Origin of the sequence: Octadecabacter antarcticus 307, from assembly GCF_000155675.2 — a bacterium.
Lineage (GTDB): Bacteria > Pseudomonadota > Alphaproteobacteria > Rhodobacterales > Rhodobacteraceae > Octadecabacter > Octadecabacter antarcticus.
In genome coordinates this window covers 3,211,481-3,229,178 of record NC_020911.1, presented here as the reverse complement: position 1 = coordinate 3,229,178, position 17,698 = coordinate 3,211,481, and the positions used below count along the sequence as shown (strand labels likewise).

Annotated in this window: 18 protein-coding genes and 1 other RNA gene; 14 read left to right on the top strand and 5 right to left on the bottom strand. The window is 57.0% G+C overall.

Annotation, left to right across the window (positions count from 1 at the left end):
- Positions 1–1,431, bottom strand: coding sequence for a siroheme synthase CysG (cysG, locus tag OAN307_RS16515; RefSeq protein ID WP_015500763.1), 1,431 nt, complete (start codon positions 1,429–1,431; stop codon positions 1–3).
- 137 nt (positions 1,432–1,568) lie between these two features.
- Here cysG and OAN307_RS16510 point away from each other — a divergent pair, with 137 nt between their 5' ends.
- A complete protein-coding gene (locus tag OAN307_RS16510) occupies positions 1,569–2,030 on the top strand; it encodes an Lrp/AsnC family transcriptional regulator (protein WP_044043919.1) in 462 nt (153 codons plus the stop codon).
- Positions 2,031–2,038: 8 nt separating this feature from the next.
- Here OAN307_RS16510 and OAN307_RS16505 read toward each other — a convergent pair whose 3' ends face one another.
- The 4 genes from OAN307_RS16505 to OAN307_RS16495 all read right to left on the bottom strand — a co-directional run bounded on the left by OAN307_RS16505 (position 2,039) and on the right by OAN307_RS16495 (position 4,278).
- On the bottom strand, positions 2,039–2,683 hold the full coding sequence (locus OAN307_RS16505) for a DUF1194 domain-containing protein (protein WP_015500761.1): 645 nt from the start codon (positions 2,681–2,683) through the stop codon (positions 2,039–2,041).
- A gap of 48 nt (positions 2,684–2,731) precedes the next feature.
- Positions 2,732–3,111, bottom strand: a transfer-messenger RNA (tmRNA) gene (gene ssrA, locus OAN307_RS26785).
- 42 nt (positions 3,112–3,153) lie between these two features.
- On the bottom strand, positions 3,154–3,507 hold the full coding sequence (locus OAN307_RS16500; protein ID WP_015500760.1) for a DUF4345 family protein: 354 nt from the start codon (positions 3,505–3,507) through the stop codon (positions 3,154–3,156).
- 42 nt (positions 3,508–3,549) lie between these two features.
- Positions 3,550–4,278 (bottom strand): FadR/GntR family transcriptional regulator, encoded by a 729-nt coding sequence (locus OAN307_RS16495; protein ID WP_015500759.1) that lies wholly within the window; start codon positions 4,276–4,278, stop codon positions 3,550–3,552.
- 63 nt (positions 4,279–4,341) lie between these two features.
- Here OAN307_RS16495 and OAN307_RS16490 point away from each other — a divergent pair, with 63 nt between their 5' ends.
- The 13 genes from OAN307_RS16490 (at position 4,342) to OAN307_RS16430 (ending at position 17,668) form a co-directional block, all read left to right on the top strand.
- Complete coding sequence (locus OAN307_RS16490) at positions 4,342–5,127, top strand: DUF2182 domain-containing protein (protein ID WP_015500758.1); 786 nt, start codon at positions 4,342–4,344, stop codon at positions 5,125–5,127.
- Between the two features lie 11 nt (positions 5,128–5,138).
- Complete coding sequence (locus OAN307_RS16485) at positions 5,139–5,864, top strand: DUF1326 domain-containing protein (protein WP_015500757.1); 726 nt, start codon at positions 5,139–5,141, stop codon at positions 5,862–5,864.
- Positions 5,843–6,364 carry a DinB family protein gene (locus tag OAN307_RS16480; RefSeq protein WP_245540876.1) on the top strand — a complete coding sequence of 174 codons (522 nt, stop codon included), beginning with the start codon at positions 5,843–5,845 and terminating at the stop codon, positions 6,362–6,364. Before OAN307_RS16485 ends, OAN307_RS16480 begins: the two co-directional genes overlap by 22 nt.
- A gap of 1 nt (position 6,365) precedes the next feature.
- Positions 6,366–7,466: a dimethylsulfoniopropionate demethylase gene (locus tag OAN307_RS16475; protein ID WP_015500755.1), complete on the top strand. Its 1,101-nt coding sequence runs from the start codon at positions 6,366–6,368 to the stop codon at positions 7,464–7,466.
- Positions 7,467–7,533: 67 nt separating this feature from the next.
- A complete protein-coding gene (gene acuI, locus OAN307_RS16470; RefSeq protein ID WP_015500754.1) occupies positions 7,534–8,517 on the top strand; it encodes an acryloyl-CoA reductase in 984 nt (327 codons plus the stop codon).
- 136 nt (positions 8,518–8,653) lie between these two features.
- Positions 8,654–10,063 (top strand): cryptochrome/photolyase family protein, encoded by a 1,410-nt coding sequence (locus OAN307_RS16465; RefSeq protein WP_015500753.1) that lies wholly within the window; start codon positions 8,654–8,656, stop codon positions 10,061–10,063.
- Between the two features lie 156 nt (positions 10,064–10,219).
- A complete protein-coding gene (locus OAN307_RS16460; protein ID WP_044043917.1) occupies positions 10,220–11,431 on the top strand; it encodes an SAM-dependent methyltransferase in 1,212 nt (403 codons plus the stop codon).
- Positions 11,432–11,492: 61 nt separating this feature from the next.
- Positions 11,493–11,924, top strand: coding sequence for a TrgA family protein (locus OAN307_RS28230; protein ID WP_187292484.1), 432 nt, complete (start codon positions 11,493–11,495; stop codon positions 11,922–11,924).
- Positions 11,924–13,042 (top strand): NUDIX domain-containing protein, encoded by a 1,119-nt coding sequence (locus tag OAN307_RS16450; protein ID WP_015500750.1) that lies wholly within the window; start codon positions 11,924–11,926, stop codon positions 13,040–13,042. Before OAN307_RS28230 ends, OAN307_RS16450 begins: the two co-directional genes overlap by 1 nt.
- A 66-nt stretch (positions 13,043–13,108) precedes the next feature.
- A complete protein-coding gene (locus tag OAN307_RS16445) occupies positions 13,109–14,137 on the top strand; it encodes a cysteine synthase A (protein ID WP_015500749.1) in 1,029 nt (342 codons plus the stop codon).
- The gene (locus OAN307_RS16440; RefSeq protein WP_015500748.1) at positions 14,134–16,590 is read left to right on the top strand and encodes a DUF3772 domain-containing protein; all 2,457 of its coding nucleotides are present in this window, start codon (positions 14,134–14,136) and stop codon (positions 16,588–16,590) included. Before OAN307_RS16445 ends, OAN307_RS16440 begins: the two co-directional genes overlap by 4 nt.
- Complete coding sequence (locus tag OAN307_RS16435; protein ID WP_015500747.1) at positions 16,587–17,306, top strand: alanyl-tRNA editing protein; 720 nt, start codon at positions 16,587–16,589, stop codon at positions 17,304–17,306. The genes OAN307_RS16440 and OAN307_RS16435 overlap by 4 nt, the downstream gene beginning before the upstream one ends.
- Positions 17,303–17,668 carry a hypothetical protein gene (locus tag OAN307_RS16430; RefSeq protein WP_015500746.1) on the top strand — a complete coding sequence of 122 codons (366 nt, stop codon included), beginning with the start codon at positions 17,303–17,305 and terminating at the stop codon, positions 17,666–17,668. Before OAN307_RS16435 ends, OAN307_RS16430 begins: the two co-directional genes overlap by 4 nt.
- The last annotated feature ends 30 nt before the right edge of the window (positions 17,669–17,698 follow it).

The window sequence follows — 17,698 nt, the reverse complement described above, 5'->3', positions numbered from 1 at the left end:
TTAAAGGGCCTCCTGAGCGGTAATTTGGGGTGGCACATCTTGTACACCAAGCGTGCACAGCGCGTGCAGCTGCGATGTGGCGGCGCGGGGCGCGAGGCCAAGAAACGTCAGCGCGGGGCCGGACAGTTTTGCGTCGGTGATTGTCGGTTCAAGATCACCTAACGTGGTGGCGATGACGCGTTGATCGAGGCGCGACACGTTTTCAATCACAGTGACCGGTGTGATCGGGTCCGCGCCGTGCATCAAAAGGCGGCCTTGGATGAAACGCGCCGATTTCTTGCCCATGTAGATCGCGGCGACTTGGCCGGTTTCTGCCAGTGCTTTCCAGTCGTGATCTGCGTAGCCTTTGGTGTCGTGTCCGGTGATGAAGCGCACGGACGAATTGCGACCGCGCCGCGTCAGGCTTTGGCCGATGCCCGCGACGGCGGCGGACGCGGCGGTGATGCCGGGGACGATGGTGTAGGATAGGCCCGCGGATATGATGGCGTCGAGTTCTTCATCGAGGCGGCCAAACACCGTCGGGTCGCCCGCCTTGAGGCGCACCACATGCGCGCCGTTGCCGCCGTGTTCGACGATCAGGGCGTTGATGTCGTCCTGTGCCATGGCTTTGCCAAAGCCTGTCTTACCCGCGTCGATCATGATCGCTTCGCGCCGCGCCAGTTCAAGAATTTCAGGGGTGACGAGGCGGTCATAAATGACCACGTCAGCCTTATCTAAGGCTTTGCGCGCCTTTAGTGTCAACAGATCAGGATCGCCGGGACCCGCGCCGACAAGGTCGATGTGACCGGGTTTGGCGTCCGTGTTCAGGTGGTCGCGGAGCAGGGTGTCGAGGGTTTCTTTCACCGCGTCGGTCCCTTGCGTCACGGCGCGGGGGCCCGCGTTGAAGTAGAAATCAGACCAGAAGTTGCGCCGCGCTGCGCCAAATGGCAGATTTTCGGCCAGTTTGCGAAAACCTTTGCCGATGCGCGCGAGGGTGCCGAGCGAGGCAGGCAGTCGGTCTTCGAGGTCTTTCTTGATTGCGCGGGCCAGCACGGGGGCCGCACCTTCGGTGCCGATGGCGATGGTGACGGGATCACGGTCAACGATTGCGGGGGTGATAAACTGACTGTCGTTCAGATTATCAACGATATTAACCAAGGCGCCGTCACGATGCGCGATGGCGGCAGTGCGCGCGTCTTCATTGGCGTCTTCGTGTGCCGCGTAAAACAGCGACGCGCACATGGTATCGCCCGGTTCCATGGCACGGCTTAGAAGGGTCAGGCGTTTGTCAGCGGCCCATGCATGGATTTCCGGTGCCGCGTTGACGGCAATCACTGTCAGCTTTGCCTCGGTCTTCAAGAGCAGGCGCAGTTTGGCCAATGCCGCGTCACCACCGCCCGCCAAAACGATGCGGCGGCCTGCGACGGCGAGGAAGATGGGGAAGTGTTTCATAGCGATGAGTCCCGATTGCTTGATCCCAATGTAGAATATTATTCCACCAATTGCGCCATATGTTGGCTTGAAAGGGACGTGTGTTCGCCGTATGTCGTAGATCAGTCAAGATGTTTCCCAAGGAGAGGAAAAAGCGAATGGATGTTCGGATAGATGAGCTGGACCGGAAAATCCTACGCGCCATGCAGCGCGATGCGGGGCAATCTTTGGACGAAATTGCCAAAGAAGTGGGGTCGTCAAAGACCCCGGTTTGGAACCGGATTCGCAAGTTGCGTGAGGCGGGGGTGATTGGCCAGCAGACGGTCATGCTGAATGCCGACGCACTGGGGTTTGAAGCGTGTTTCTTTGTGCTGATCCGCACGTCGGAGCACGAAGCAGATTGGCAAGCCAAGTTCCTGAAAGCCTTGATGGATCGCCCCGAGGTGCAAGAAGCCCATAGGTTGGCAGGGGATATCGATTACATCCTGAAAGTTCGCGTGCAGAACGCGCGGGCCTATGACGTATTCTATCAGGCGCTGATTTCGGAAGTGCGGGTGTTTAATGTGACCGCGTTGCTGAGCATGGAAGAAATCAAATCGACGGTGGCTTTGCCGCTGTAGTCATTTTGTTAGCCAAAAATTCGCGACACTTCGCGCAGGATTTTTTCACGGATCGCGCGGGGGTAATCTAAGTGGCGGCGTGCAGTGATGACGAACCCGTCGCGGGTGATAACTGAGCGGTTCAAGAACGTGGTGATTGCGATACCCATGCTTTCAATTGCGATGGCGTTGATGGTCACACCGCGGCGTTCTGCCGCGCGCGAGGCAAGGCGGGTGTCACTGCCCGCGTTTGGTTGCCCATCGCCCGAGATATCAATGACTTGGCGCCCGCAATTGGGCGCATCGGCGAATTGATCGAGCGCGAACAAGATTGCATCACCAACGGCGGTGTCGGACTGCACGAAGGCGCGTGGCATCTTGCGGGCATCTACGGCAAAGGTCTGCACGTCGGCCACGGAGCGCAATTGGCGCCACGGGATGGACAGGTCTTGGCGCCCCACGCCGGACCACTGAATGACGGCGACTGCGACTTGGCCGCTGATCAACGCCTCTGATACCTCGGCGTCCAGCACCGCGTCGGCCATGCCGTCCGCTTGCAATCTGTATTCTACGGTGTCGATGGAATTTGAGACGTCGATGGTCAGCAACAGGGCCGTGTCGCAGGCCCATGCGGGGGCGGCGGCCAGACAGAACGCGCTTAATAATGTCTTCATAACGCCAGCTTGGCGCGGTTTTGTTCGAATTGATAGGGGGGGGGTAAAGGTGCCGGATTCTGTTGCCAGGCTCCGGCGGGCCCCGCCTTACGCTGCTAGGCGCAAGGACTTAAGTTTCGGTATTACGCACAGCTTACGCTGCGAGTGCTACCTGAGCATTGTTGTCATTTGCAACTAGCTTTTATGTACCGATAACGGTGGTAACTCACCGAGATAAAGCTAACCTCTTTAGACGTTCGTCGATCCTATTTCATCCCCATATCGGCCAAATGAGCCATTACCCGTTAAAGGCATGCCCAATGAAGGGCGTGATGGTGGAGACGCCGGGTACCGCCCCCGGGTCCGATCCGCTTATTGCAAGCGCGTTTATATCCATAGTCCCGAGGGACAACTTCTATATAGGGCAGCGGCGCGCCTGATGCAAAGGGTGTGAGTAGGTATTTTTAAACCAAAGAAGCAAAAGAGGTGCGTTAGGTGGGCCAGTTGTACAAGATCAACCAGACGGCGGGGCCCCATTCAAAGGCCCAAAAGGTCAGGACTTTCTTTAGCGGTGGGCTGTCGAGGGCGATGGATAGCAATCGCCCGGACCCTGCACCGAAATAGGCCACGCCAAGCATGAAATAGGCCATCGGATTGCCAAAGATCACACAATACAGGCCCAAGGCGACGAACAACCCGCCGTTACCAGCGCGCAATTCACTGAGACCCATGGTGGTTTTGGTGGTCGCGAGGTCCAGTGCTTCGGCGGTATAGCGCGGTGCCAAAAATCCAAAGAGCCCTAAAAATAGGGTCAGTAGGGCGATGGCGGTGTTGATGTAGTCCATAATCTCTCCTTGCTTCAATTGGTATACGAGCAAAGGTTTGGATCAGTTGCTTTTTGGGGCATCTTTTTTTGCATCCGCGACGGATTGGCCAAGTTGGGCGGTATAGGTCGCGAGGTCCGCCAGCAAATTATCGACACGCGGCGCGTCTTTTGCGGCAAGCGCGTCGGCAATCGCTGTGTGCAGCCCGACGATGTGATCGCGACTGCGGGCCGTAAAGGTAATCATATTCATCAGCGGTTCAATCGCTTCAATCGCGCCGGCAAGCTGGTAGGACAAGACCGGATTGCCCGCGCCATCGACCAAGGCACGGTGAAACGCGACGTCGGAGGCGCAGAAGCTTTCATCTGACAAGCCCGGCTGCGCCTGGCGGGTAATTTCAGCGCGCATCGTGGCAAGGTGGTCTGCCGTGCGGCGTTGCGCCGAGAGCGGGGCACAGGCGCGTTCCAGCGCAAAACGGGCTTCGCAGGCGGTGTCAAAATCAACGTCATTCATTGACAACAGCAGCGCCGAGGTGGTGATTTGCTGACCATAAGCCTGTTCGAAGGTAAGCCGATTGACGAAGGCCCCCCCCGTCGCGCCGCGCTGGGTGCGGATCAGGCTTTGTGCGGCGAGCCGTTTAAGGGCCTCGCGGACAGTGGAGCGCGACACGGCGAACTGCTCACTCAGCTCAGCCTCGCTTGGGAGGCGTTCATCGACGGGCAAATCACCGGACACAATTGCGTCGCGGATGGATTTTGCGATCTGGGCGGAGAGGTCAGGTGCATTTTTCATTTGTCAGACAATTAAATGTCTGACATTTAAAAGGCAAGAAATGAGTCGCTTGGGAGGGCGATAATGTTATCCATCTTCAACATTAGATCGGCCCTTTGGATCGCGTTCTTCGCGGCGATTGTTGTGGCGTGGTCGGTGATGTTCATGATGGCGATCGATATGGACGTCGACCTGTTGGGTCGTCCGGGCGATTTGGGGCTGGCCATGGCCGCCATGGACCCGCGCATGCCGATGTATATGCCGATGGCCAATTTTGGGCCGTTGTTTGCGATGTGGGCAATCATGATGGCGGCAATGATGCTGCCAACGCTTGTGCCGACACTGCGATCCTACGAAGATCTGATCGTTAGCGCCAATGGATCGCGGGCGGGCTGGTTGGGCGTGTTGCTTGGCTATTTTGTTGTCTGGGTGGTCTTTGGCGCCGTAATCACTGGCGTTCAACTGGCGCTGTTATACGGCGGCGTGGTGGATATGCTGGGCATCGCGCACAGCCCGTGGGTCGCGGCGGGCCTGTTGGTCGTCGTTGGGCTGTTTCAATTCAGTCGCGCCAAGGAAATTTGCCACGGAGTTTGTCATTCCCCGATGATGTATTTCATCGGCCATTGGAAAACCGGATTTCGTGGTGGGCTGCGCATGGGGCTGGGCCTGGGTGCGTTCTGCGTCGGCTGTTGCTGGGGTTTCATGGCGCTTGGGTTCGTTGGCGGGGTGATGAACCTTGCGTGGATGGGTCTTGCGACTTTGTTTATGATTTTGGAAAAACTGCCCGCTGTTGGGCATATTGTCATCAAGCCGATGGGGGTCGTGCTGATCCTTGCAGGCATTGCATTGCCCGTCTGGGCGAGTCTTTGAAAGGAAGTCACATGGCCGACAATAACATCGCATCGCAAGAGCGCGCCCCCGCAGACAAACTGCCTGTCAGCCAGCGCATCGACAGTCGCGTTGAAAGCAACCCGTTGCGCCGCAAAATGGAGCCAACAGATTGGGCGATCAAAGGCGAGCTGTTTTTGAACTGCTCATGCACCGTGTTCTGCCCTTGTGTCGTATCACTTGGCGCGCATCCCCCTACAGAAGGCCACTGTCACGCATGGATGGCGATTGCCATTGATGAGGGTCATTTCGAAGGTGAGGATCTGTCGGGTCTGAATGTCGGCCTGCTGGTCGATATTCCGGGTCGCATGGGTGAAGGCAACTGGCGTGTTGCGGCCTATGTTGATGAACGCTCCAGCCAGAAAGCCTACAACGGGCTGCTGAAAATCTTCAGCGGTGCGGCGGGTGGCACGACGGGCTTGTTCACGTTCCTTGTATCAGAAATCATCGGTGCCGAGCGCGAAAAGGTTGAAATCACCCGCGAGGGCAAAAAGCGTGGTCTGTATATCGGTCGCAAGATCGCGGGCGAGATTGAGATGATTGAGGGCGGCGATCCGGATCATCCGGTGATGGTCACAAATTCGAAATACTGGATGGGGCCGGATATTATTGCCGCCAAGGGTCTGAAATCGAAAGTGCGCGATTACGGTCGCGTCTGGGATTTTGGCGGCATGTCCGCTGAGATTTGCCCAATTGATTGGAAAGGCCCCAAGCCGTGATTTCGCCTGAATATTGCGCCACTATGGCGCGGTATAATAAGTGGCAAAACAATGGCTTGCGAAGCCTTGTTGAAGTGATGGATGATGATGCGCTGCGGCTTGATCGTGGTGCATTTTTCGGGTCGATTTGGGGGACGTTAAACCATCTTTTGTGGGGTGATCGCACGTGGATGAACCGATTTGATCCGGCTTTGGATGCGCCGGAAACGATTGAAAAGGGCGTTGGCCTGACCGAAACCACTGCTGAATGGTCAGCAGAGCGGTTGCGTGTGGACCATGTCATTACCAAGTGGGCGTTGGGGATTGCAGCCTGCGATCTCGAGGGTGATCTTCATTGGTATTCAATGCTTTATAAGAAAGCGTTCACAGATAGTAAGGCCCTGTGCGTCGTTCATTTTTTTAACCACCAAACCCATCATCGCGGGCAAATCCACGCGATGATGACAGGAGCGGGTCAAACGCCAATTGATACCGATCTGCCATTTATGCCGGAGAACTGACATGGCCATTATTTCGGGATCACGCCGCATCAGGCGTACAGCGTTTTCGGACGGTGTTGAGGCGGCGGGCGTTAAGGGATATACGGTCTATAACCACATGTTATTGCCCACTGTTTTCCGTTCAATCGTGGAAGATTATCATCATTTGAAATCTGCGGTGCAGGTCTGGGATGTGGCTGTTGAACGGCAGGTGGAAATACGTGGCCCCGATGCGGGACGGTTGATGCAAATGCTGACGCCGCGCGATCTGCGGGCGATGTTGCCGGGCATGTGTTACTATGTTCCAATGGTGGATGAGACGGGCGGCATGCTGAACGATCCCGTGGCCGTAAAGATCAGTGAAGACCGCTATTGGGTGTCCATTGCCGATAGTGATTTGTTGTTCTGGGTCAAAGGCTTGGCCTACGGTCTTCGTCTAGATGTTTTGGTTGATGAACCTGATGTTTCGCCGCTGGCCATTCAGGGCCCTAAGGCAGACGAACTTGCGGCGCGGGTGTTTGGTGACAAAGTTAAAGACCTCAAATTTTTCCGCTACGGGCATTTCGATTTTCAAGGCCACGACATGATTGTTGCGCGGTCCGGCTATTCGCGCCAAGGCGGGTTTGAGGTTTACGTTGAGGGCAGCCACCTTGGCATGCCGCTGTGGAATGCGCTGATGGAGGCGGGTAAGGACCTTGATGTTCACGCTGGCTGTCCGAACGTGATCGAACGGATTGAGGGCGGGTTGCTGTCGTATGGCAATGACATGAACCGTGACAACACCCCGCACGAAGCGGGCTTGGGGCGGTTCTGTTCTACGCAAACTGCCATTGGGTGCGTCGGGCGTGATGCGCTGTTGCGGGTGTCCAAAGAGGGGCCCGTTAAGCAGGTGCGCGCGCTGCGCATCGAGGGTGACATACCGCCCTGTGATCGCGGCTGGCCCTTGATGGACGGGCAACGACAGGTCGGCACCATAACGTCGGCGGTGTGGAGTCCTGATTTCGAAACGAACGTGGCCATCGGCATGGTGCGCATGACCCATTGGGACCCGACGACCGATCTGGACGTGGTGACGCAGAACGGGGTTTTTCCAACCGTGGTGCAGGAAACATTTTGGATTTAGCGCCTATGTGTCACGTCGGAGCCTCCGGCGGGAGTTTATGGGCCAAGATGAATAAAGGAGAGAGATGATGTTTAACGCTTTGGTGGTTGAGAAAGATGATGCGGGCAAGACGAGCGCGGGCGTGCAGCAGATCGGGGAGGATCGCCTGCCAGAAGGTGACGTTACGGTCGCGATCGAATATTCCACGGTGAACTACAAAGATGGGCTGTGCGTTGGGCCCGGTGGCGGTTTGGTGCGTAATTATCCGCATGTGCCGGGTATTGATTTTGCTGGCACCGTAGAGGCATCCGATGACCCGCGTTATAAAGCTGGTGACAAGGTTGTGCTGACAGGATGGCGCGTCGGGGAGGCCTATTGGGGCGGCTATGCGCAAAAGGCCCGCGTCAAGGCCGATTGGCTGGTGCCGCTGCCTGATGGTTTGGACACACGTCAAGCAATGGCCGTTGGAACCGCAGGGTTCACGGCGATGCTGGCGGTGATGGCGCTGGAGGATCATGGCATCAGGGATGGACCTGTGTTGGTCACGGGGGCTGCTGGTGGTGTCGGGTCCGTGGCGACGGCCATTCTGGCCAATCTTGGGCACGCGGTTGCTGGTGTGACGGGTCGGCCTGAGACGGCAGACTACCTCAAATCCCTCGGTGCGACGCAGATTGTGGCGCGTGAGGAGCTGAACGAAACAGTGAAGCGCCCGCTCGAGGCCGAAATCTGGGGCGGGTGTGTCGATGCTGTGGGCGGCGAAATGTTGGCGCGGCTGTTGGGGCAGATCAAATACGGCGGGTCTGTTGCGGCTGTTGGTTTGGCAGGTGGGGCTGGTTTGCCTGCCACTGTCATTCCGTTCCTGCTGCGCGGTGTGAACTTGCTGGGCATTGATTCCGTGATGCAGCCCTATGATAACCGCGTGCGGGCGTGGGCGCGGATCGCCAAAGACCTGCCGATGGACAAGCTTGAGGCCATGGTGCAGCCAGCGGTTCTGTCTGATCTGCCGCAACTTGGTCGTGATATCCTGAAGGGTCAGGTCAAGGGCCGCATCGTCGTTGATGTGAACGCATAAAGCACGGGCGCGGCGCGGTTTGTGAAAAACAAACGCGCCGCGCCCGCGAGACCCCGATGGGAATACTTATCTAGCAAAGACGGGTTGGCGTCGTCGCTTGGCGGGTTATGTTACGCGCCAACAAAAGGAGCGCGATTTGAAACCTGTGATTTACTGGGTGCGGCGGGATTTTCGCATCGGCGACAATGCTGCGCTATCGGCGGCCTGTGCCACGGGGCGGCCGGTCATTCCTGTGTTCATCTGTGATGAGGTCGTCGAGAGCCATGGCGCAGCGCCGAAGTTTCGTCTTGGTGAGGGGGTGCGGGTTTTTGGCGCGGCATTGGCGGTGGTGGGATCGCGGCTGGTTTTGCGACGTGGCGATGCTTTGGCGGTGTTACGCGAGGTTGTGGCGCAGACGGGTGCCACAGGGGTGTATTGGAACCGGCTTTATGACCCCGCGAGCAAAGCGCGCGACACAGGCGTGAAGGCGGCGCTGAAGGCCGACGGGGTCGAGGTGGCTTCATTTACGGGCCATTTGTTGTTTGAACCTTGGACAGTTGAAACTAAGACGGGCGGGTTTTACCGCGTGTTTACGCCGCTGTGGAAAACGGTGCGCGGGCGCGATGTTGCTACGCCGATCCCTGCACCAGCATCTGTGCCCGCGCCCGATGTCTGGCCGACGTCGGATCGGTTGGACGATTGGGCATTGGGCGCTGCAATGGTGCGCGGGCGTGATGTTTTGGCTGCGCACATCTGCGTGGGTGAGGCGGCGGCGCGGACGCGTTTGGAAACCTTTATCGAGGGGCGTGTGCAGAGCTATCAAACCAATCGCGATTTGCCGGGGGTGGATGGGACGTCGCGATTAAGTGAAAATCTGACCTACGGGGAAATCAGCCCTGCGGTGTGTTGGCATGCAGGCTGGGCGGCCATTCACAGTGGTAAAGGCCAGGCTGAAATATTTTGCAAAGAGCTGGTCTGGCGCGAATTTGCCTATCATCTGGTCCATCACACGCCCCATATTGTCGATCGCAATTGGAAAGAGGGCTGGGATTCCTTTCCGTGGAACACCGAAGACACCGCCGAAGTGATTGCTTGGAAACAGGGGCGCACGGGCATCGCGTTCGTTGATGCCGCCATGCGCGAGATGTATGTCAGCGGCACGATGCACAATCGCGGACGGATGATTGTGGCATCCTATCTGACCAAACATCTGATGACCCATTGGAAGGTCGGGCAGGCGTGGTTTGACGACTGCCTGACCGATTGGGACCCTGCCAGCAATGCGATGGGCTGGCAGTGGGCCGCTGGGTCCGGCCCAGACGCAGCGCCATATTTTCGGGTGTTCAATCCGGTAACGCAGCTCGATAAGTTTGACCGCGCCGGGCTTTACGCGCGCACATGGATCGCTGAAGGGCAGGGCGATGCGCCCGACACTGCGTTGTCCTATTTTGACGCCATCCCCAAAAATTGGGGTTTGGCGGCGACGGATCAATATCCCGCGCCCGTGGTGGATATGGCAACAGGGCGGCAACGCGCGCTGGAGGCTTACAAGGGTCGCGATTTTTAACGGCGCCGCGCTGGGTTGAGAACCGCCGTGACAGTTTTCTGCAAGGCCGTTAACATATTGTGAAACCAAGGCGTTCCCCGCCCCGTATGTATTAAGAACAACAATGCCTGAGCAAAGCTTGGGTAGCCATTTTGGGCCAATTCTTTGGGAGTCTCGATGATCTTCACGACAACTGACGGGCAATCTGGTTTGCCACGATATTTCAGCCAAGTTTTTTCAATGATGAAACACCTGCCGCGCGGCCGTGTGGATATTACGCTTTCAGATGGTCGCACGTTTCGCGCCGAGGCCGCCGAGCTGGGTTATATCGCGGTTTTGGAGGTTCATAACGATGATTTGTTCGCGCGCCTGATCCGTGAAGGCGACCTTGGATTTTCTGAGGCTTACCTCGATGGCTGGTGGTCGACGCCGGATTTGATGGCGTTTATGGATTTGATCAGCGACGATGTGGAAGAAATTTATGACGGCTTTCCGGGGCAGGGTTTGATCCGGACCTATGAAAAGCTGCGGTTCTGGTGGCAGAGCAATTCCAAGCGCCAAGCGCGTAAGAACATCAGCTATCATTACGATTTGGGCAATGAATTCTACGGTCTTTGGCTTGACGAAACGATGACCTATTCGTCTGCCAAATTTGAAACCGGCAAAGAGGATCTGGCCCGCGCACAAACGCAGAAATATGCGTCCATGGTGGATGAAATGGGCGTAAAGGCTGGCGATCACGTGCTTGAGATTGGTTGCGGTTGGGGCGGCTTTGCAGAATATGCCGCCAAGGAGCGCGGGCTGCGTGTGACGGGCCTGACGATCAGCCAAGAGCAGTTTAATTACGCCGTTGATCGGATAGAAAAGGCGGGTCTTTCTGATTTGGTCACGTTTAAGATGCAAGATTACCGCGATGAAACCGGCACCTACGACGGTATCGCGAGCATCGAAATGTTTGAGGCAGTGGGCGAGAAATACTGGTCCACGTATTTCGATACGGTGCGCGAACGCTTGAAGCCGGGCGCGCGCGGTACGTTTCAGGTCATTCTGGTGCAGGACAAACGCTGGCACGTTTACAAACGCGGCGTCGATTTTATCCAGAAATATATCTTTCCCGGTGGTATGTTGCCCGCGCCGACGATCCTGCGCGACACGATCCGCAAGTCAGGGCTTGAGGTCACGCAGTCGGTGGAGTTTGGCCAAAGTTATTCGGATACGCTGCGCCGTTGGCACGATTCATTCAATGAAAAATGGGACCAAGTGGCCGCATTAGGCTTTGATGATCGGTTCCGTCGGATGTGGAACTTTTACCTCGCCTCTTGCGCGGGGGCCTTCCGCGGGGGTATTTGCGATGTAACGCAGATCACGGTGACACGCCCGAATTCGTAAAAAGCCGAATTTCTACAAGAAGGCGCTACCGTGCGGGCACAGGAGCAGCACAATGCCAACTATGGGACGACTGATCGAGGCAATTCTGTTTGGCGCGCTGGCATGGTACACCACCACGTTGATCGCGCCACTGTTCCCCGAAGGAACAAATCTGGGGTATTTCCACGAAGTTAACACGGTTTTTGGCCTGATCGCGGGATGGTCCATTGCCGGACCACGGGCGGGGACAGGTTATGTCGCGGCGTTCAGTTACGGGCTGACGGCATTGGTTGCGATGGTTGTCATGGCGCTGTTCTTTAACTCGTTCGTGGTGATGATCGGACAGTCGCTTCTCAAGCGCTATGACGGCCCGGGCGAGGCGGTGACTGATGTTTTTGCATTGTTCGTTGAACATGCCGCCATGATCATGACGCCACAAATACTTGCGACGTTGTTGATTGGCGGTTTTGTTGGCGGGCTTATCACCGAATTTTTTGGACGGCGGTTTAGCTGATGGATGTGTTTATCTTTGGCACCCTACTGCACATGCCACTTTTGGCGGTCGTGAGCGGTGATCCTGACATCGCCAGACGTATATCGTGGGCCGTGCGGCCTGAGTATCGCGTGAGTCGTGTGGAGGGACATATTTTTCCAATTATGCACGGTGACCCAAAAGGTGTGGCTGAGGGGGTCGTTGTCGAAGGCCTTGATGACGCTGAAATCGCGCGGCTGGATTACTACGAAAAGGCGTTTGATTACGCGCGGATCGAATTTGTGGTGTTGGATCAGAACCAACAGCCGCGTGATGTGACGGCCTATGTGCCGCCCGATGGTCGCTGGAAACCGGCCGAACCTTGGGACCGTGAGGGTTGGATCGCGACCTTTGGTGACGTCACGACGATGGCCGCGGTTGAGGCGATGGCTGCGATGGACAGCTTGCCAGCGGCGCAGATGGGCCAGCTGTACCCAAACATGTTGGCGCGGGCCGCGTCGCGCCAGCGGGCCGCAAGATCTACTGGAAACGGACGCATGGGGCCGAGCGACGTGCGTGTAATTGAGGCGCGCAAACGCTATGCAGGCTTTTTCAATGTCGAAGAACTGGACCTGACGTTCCGCCGCTATGACGGATCCATGAGCGATCCGGTGAACCGCGCGGTGTTCATTGGTGTCGATTGCGCCATGGTGCTGCCCTATGATCCGGTGCGCGACCGCGTGATGCTGGTCGAACAATTCCGCACGGGCGCCTATCTGCGCGGTGATCCAAATCCTTGGACCGTCGAACCCATTGCAGGGCGCATTGATCCCGGTGAAGGACCGGAGGACGCCGCACGCCGTGAGGCGCTTGAGGAGGCGGGAATCACGATAACCGATCTCAAATGTGTATCCGCAGCCTATCCTAGCCCCGGGTCTACGACCGAGCATTTCTTTATTTACGTCGGCATGGCGGACTTACCCGACGGGTCGGCAGGCGTGGGTGGCAAACTGTCAGAGGCCGAAGACATCCGGTCACAGATCATGGACTGGGCGGACTTCGACAAGGCGCTGAATGCGGGCGAGTTTCGCCTCTTGCCATTGTTGGTCGCGGGGCATTGGCTGGCACGCAATCGTGACGTTTTGCGCGCAACCGCTTGAAGGTGCCCCGTTGCAGGTTTGGAGGCGCTCGCCTAAACCGGATATTAAATGCGAAAGGCTGCAAAAATGACCATCCGTAACGATCTTGCTGACGCTGTCGGCAACACGCCCCTTATCCGTCTGCGCGCCGCATCCGAAGCGACGGGATGTGAGATTTTAGGCAAGGCGGAATTCATGAACCCCGGCCAGTCGGTCAAGGACCGTGCGGCGTTGTTCATCATTCGCGACGCCGTTGCCAAAGGCACGCTGCGCCCCGGCGGAACCATTGTCGAAGGCACCGCCGGAAACACCGGTATCGGTCTGGCGCTGGTTGGCGCGTCGCTGGGGTTCAAGACAGTGATCGTGATCCCTGACACCCAAAGCCAAGAGAAAAAGGACATGATCCGTATTGCGGGCGCACAATTGATCGAAGTGCCCGCTGTGCCCTATTCGAACCCCAATAACTACGTGAAATATTCCGGACGTCTTGCCGAAAGGCTGGCACAAAGCGATCCGAACGGGGCGATCTGGGCCAACCAGTTTGACAATGTCGCCAACCGCCAAGCCCATATCGAGATGACAGGACCCGAAATCTGGGAGCAGACGGAAGGCCGCGTGAACGGCTTTGTCTGTGCTGTGGGTTCTGGTGGCACGCTTGCGGGGGTTGGCATGGCGCTTCAGCCTAAGGGCGTGAAGATCGGGCTGGCTGATCCCGAAGGGTCCGGTCTGTATAAACTTTATACCGGCAAGGACGCGGGTGGAAATTCGATCACCGAAGGGATCGGGCAGGGGCGCATCACGGCCAACCTCGATGGGTTCACGCCGGACAGTTTCTACAAGATCCCCGATGCCGAAGCACTGCCGATTGTGTTTGACTTGCTTGCCGATGAAGGCCTGTGTCTGGGCGGGTCATCTGGTATCAACGTGGCGGGGGCCATGGGAATGGCCAAGGACATGGGACCGGGGCATACGATTGTCACCATTTTGTGCGACTATGGCACACGTTATCAGTCCAAACTGTTTAACCCCGACTTCCTGCGCGAAAAGGGCCTGCCGGTTCCGCTGTGGATGGATCAAGAAGCCCGCGACATTCCTAGCGTGATACAGACCACATGAGACATACCGTCGTCTGCCTTTTTGCGTCCGTAATGTTCTTTTGCGCGACGTCCCTTGCGGCGCAAGATGTTGGCGAAGTAGCATCAACGCTCGATTCTGCGGTGGCGGACGGCGTGACCGCCCCAGCTGCGGTGTTTTCTGACATCGACGACTGGAATGCCCTGACCAGCCGTGCAGAGGCCGCATTAGAAGCGGGGCGCGCATCCAGTGTCGCCTTTGGCGATCTTCGCAATGAACTGGCCGAATGGCGCGATAAATTTGCCACCCGCCAATCGGTGAATAGGTCGCGTATCGTTACGGTGGGCGCACAGATCGCATCTTTGGGCGATGTGCCTGAAACAGGTGCAGAAGACTCGCGCGTCGCCGCACGCCGCGCCAGTCTAACGCAACAACTGGGCCTTTTGCGCGTTCCGGTGACACTTGCCGCAGAAGCCAACACGCAAGCTAACGGGTTGATCGGTGAGATTGATAGTCTGGTGCGCGAACGCCAAGCGGATCGCCTGACAGAGCGCACACAGTCGCCCCTCAACCCCACCGGCTGGTCGCGCACATGGGATAGTTTGAACGGTGCGCTGCGATCCATCCGTGCCGAGGTCACATCAGCAATTTCCAACCCAAGCAGGCGGTCAGAATTTGCCACCGTCCTGCCTGTGATCTTATTTTTACTGGCTGTTGCGGTGGTGTTTATTTTGCGGGGGCGGGCGTGGTTTGATCGGGTCGCAAGCCTGATTATTGCGCACAGCCATCGGGGTCAGCAAGTTGTTAGGTTCATGCTGTCCTTGGGGCAGGTGATTATTCCTTTTGTTGGCCTTGCCGCGCTCACCTATGCCTTGCTGATATCTGGTATGATGGGGCGAAGACTGGATCAGGTCATCGACGTATTGCCTGAATTGGGCTTGTTCCCGATCCTTGCGCATTGGATCGCAGGACGTTTGCTGCCAAACGGCACGCCGCTGGAAAGTCATCCGCTAGATCTTTCCGTCGAGGTATCGAGCCGCGCGCACCGTCGATTAATTCTGCTTGGCTACAGCTTGATGCTGTTCGGGTTGGCCGACGCGTTTACAACGGTCAACACGTTTCCTCCTGTTGTGGCGACGGTGTTTATATTCCCGTTCGGGCTGCTGATCGCATGGGCGCTGTATTGGTTGGGTCAGAGGCTGCGCAAGATCCAGCCCGTCGATACCGAAGACGGTGCGCGGTCATTCCGCATCACGCTGCGGTCCCTACTGGGCCGTGGCTTGATGGCAGCTGCAATCGTTGGTGTTGTCTTCGCAGTTCTTGGCTATGGCAATGCATTCGACGTCCTGACCTTTCCCGCCGCGATGACGGTTTATATGCTGGCCATCTTACTGATGCTTCAACGGCTTACGGTTGATGTTTATTCCCTACTGACCCGATCCAAAAATGGATCGCAAGACGCGCTGATCCCAGTGCTGATCGGTTTCTTGCTGATCTTGGGCGCATTGCCGGTCTTGGCAATCATCTGGGGCGCAAAAGGCACTGACATCACAGAACTATGGGCGCAATTTCGTGAAGGATTTTCGATCGGCGCAACGCAGATTTCGCCGACGAATTTTCTGTTGTTTGCGTTGGTTTTTATCGTGGGCTACACGATCACGCGTCTGGTGCAGGGCGCGCTGCGATCTACGGTTCTGCCGCGCACCAAGCTTGATATTGGTGGGCAGAACGCAGTTGTTTCCGGTTTGGGTTACGTTGGGATTTTTCTGGCGGCGTTGATCGCAATTACAACGGCCGGTATCGATTTAAGCGGGCTTGCAATCGTTGCAGGTGCGCTGTCGGTCGGTATCGGGTTCGGCCTGCAAAATATTGTCAGCAACTTTATCAGTGGCATCATTTTGTTGATCGAACGCCCGATCAGCCAGGGTGACTGGATCGAGGTTGGTGGCCAGATGGGGTATGTGCGTGACATCTCTGTGCGATCCACCCGCATCGAAACGTTCGACCGCACCGATGTCATCGTGCCGAACGCTGATTTGATCAGCAATCAGGTGATTAACTGGACCCGTGGCAACAACGTCGGGCGCGCAATTGTACCCGTGGGCGTGGCCTATGGCACCGACACCGAATGGGTCACTGGTATCCTGCGTGAAATCGCAGAGGCGCATCCTATGGTGGTCATGAACCCGCCGCCATCTGTGGTTTTCATGGGATTTGGGGCGGACAGCCTCGATTTCCAAATTCGCGCCATTTTGCGGGATGTAAATTATGTGTTGTCGGTGAAATCAGACATGAACCACGCGATTGCTAAACGGTTTGGGGCGGAAGGCATCGAAATTCCGTTTGGCCAGCGCGATATCTGGCTGCGCAATCCTGAAGTGCTGGATTTCAGTGCAAAGCGTCCGGCGCGCAAGGCTGCGCCCCAGTCGTCGAAACAAGGGCCGCAGAAAGATGCGCCACCCAAGGGCGATGCCGAGGGCGATGTAAGTTCATGACCAAGCCGATGTTTATCGATGATGCCTACCTACGGGACGCAGACGCGCGGGTTTTTGCGGTCACTGACGAGGGCGGTATCATTCTGGACGCGTCGATTTTCTATGCGACCAGTGGCGGGCAACCGGGCGATAGTGGCACGCTGACATGGCAGGGGGGCGCGATAGACATCGCAACAAGCGTCAAGGGTGAGGGTGGTACGATCATTCTGGTTCCAGCCGAACCCAACCCGCTGCCCGCAATCGGAACCATTGTGAAGCAATCGCTAAACTGGGAACGCCGACATCGCCACATGCGCGTGCACACAGCGCTGCATTTGCTGTCTGTCGTGATCCCGCTGCCAGTCACGGGCGGATCAATTGGGCCTGAAAAGGGCCGTCTTGATTTCGATATGCCTGACGCGATTGAAGACAAGGCCGCACTTGAAAATACGCTGAATAAATTGATTGATTGCGACTTTGACATTTCGACTGAGTGGATCAGTGAAAGTGAACTGGCTGCAAATCCGGAGTTGGTGAAAACCATGTCCGTGGCACCGCCCAAAGGGGCAGGGCGCATTCGCATGGTGCGGATCGGTGCGGGCGAAAATACCGCCGATTATCAACCCTGCGGTGGCACCCATGTGCGCCACACATCTGAGATAGGCCGTGTTCGATTGGGCAAGGTTGAAAAAAAGGGCAAGCTGAACCGCCGCGTTTACTTGCATTTGGACACATGACATTTCATTTGATTTCCCGCCTCGTCGTGGCCGTTTGCGCAGTGCTTTTCGCAATTTTCCTGTTTGCGCCACAGGCGTATTCGCCGCTTTACGGGGTTGAGACGACTATCAGCGCGCAGTTTATGACCCGCCGCGCAGCTCCGATGTTTCTCGCGGTGATAATCATTTTGTGGGCCGCGTCCAGTGCGCCGCGCAGTGCCTTGCGTGACGCCGTGGCCCTTGGCGTTGCGGCCATGTTTGCAGGCGTCAGCATCACTGGAGTGATTGCGTTGATACAGGGCGTCGCATCGCCGATGATCCTGATGGCTGCGCTGGGTGAGGCGTTGATTGCGGTGTTACTTTTGAGCACGCGTAAAAACTAGGCCCAAAGCGCCAAACGCCTCTTGCAAAGC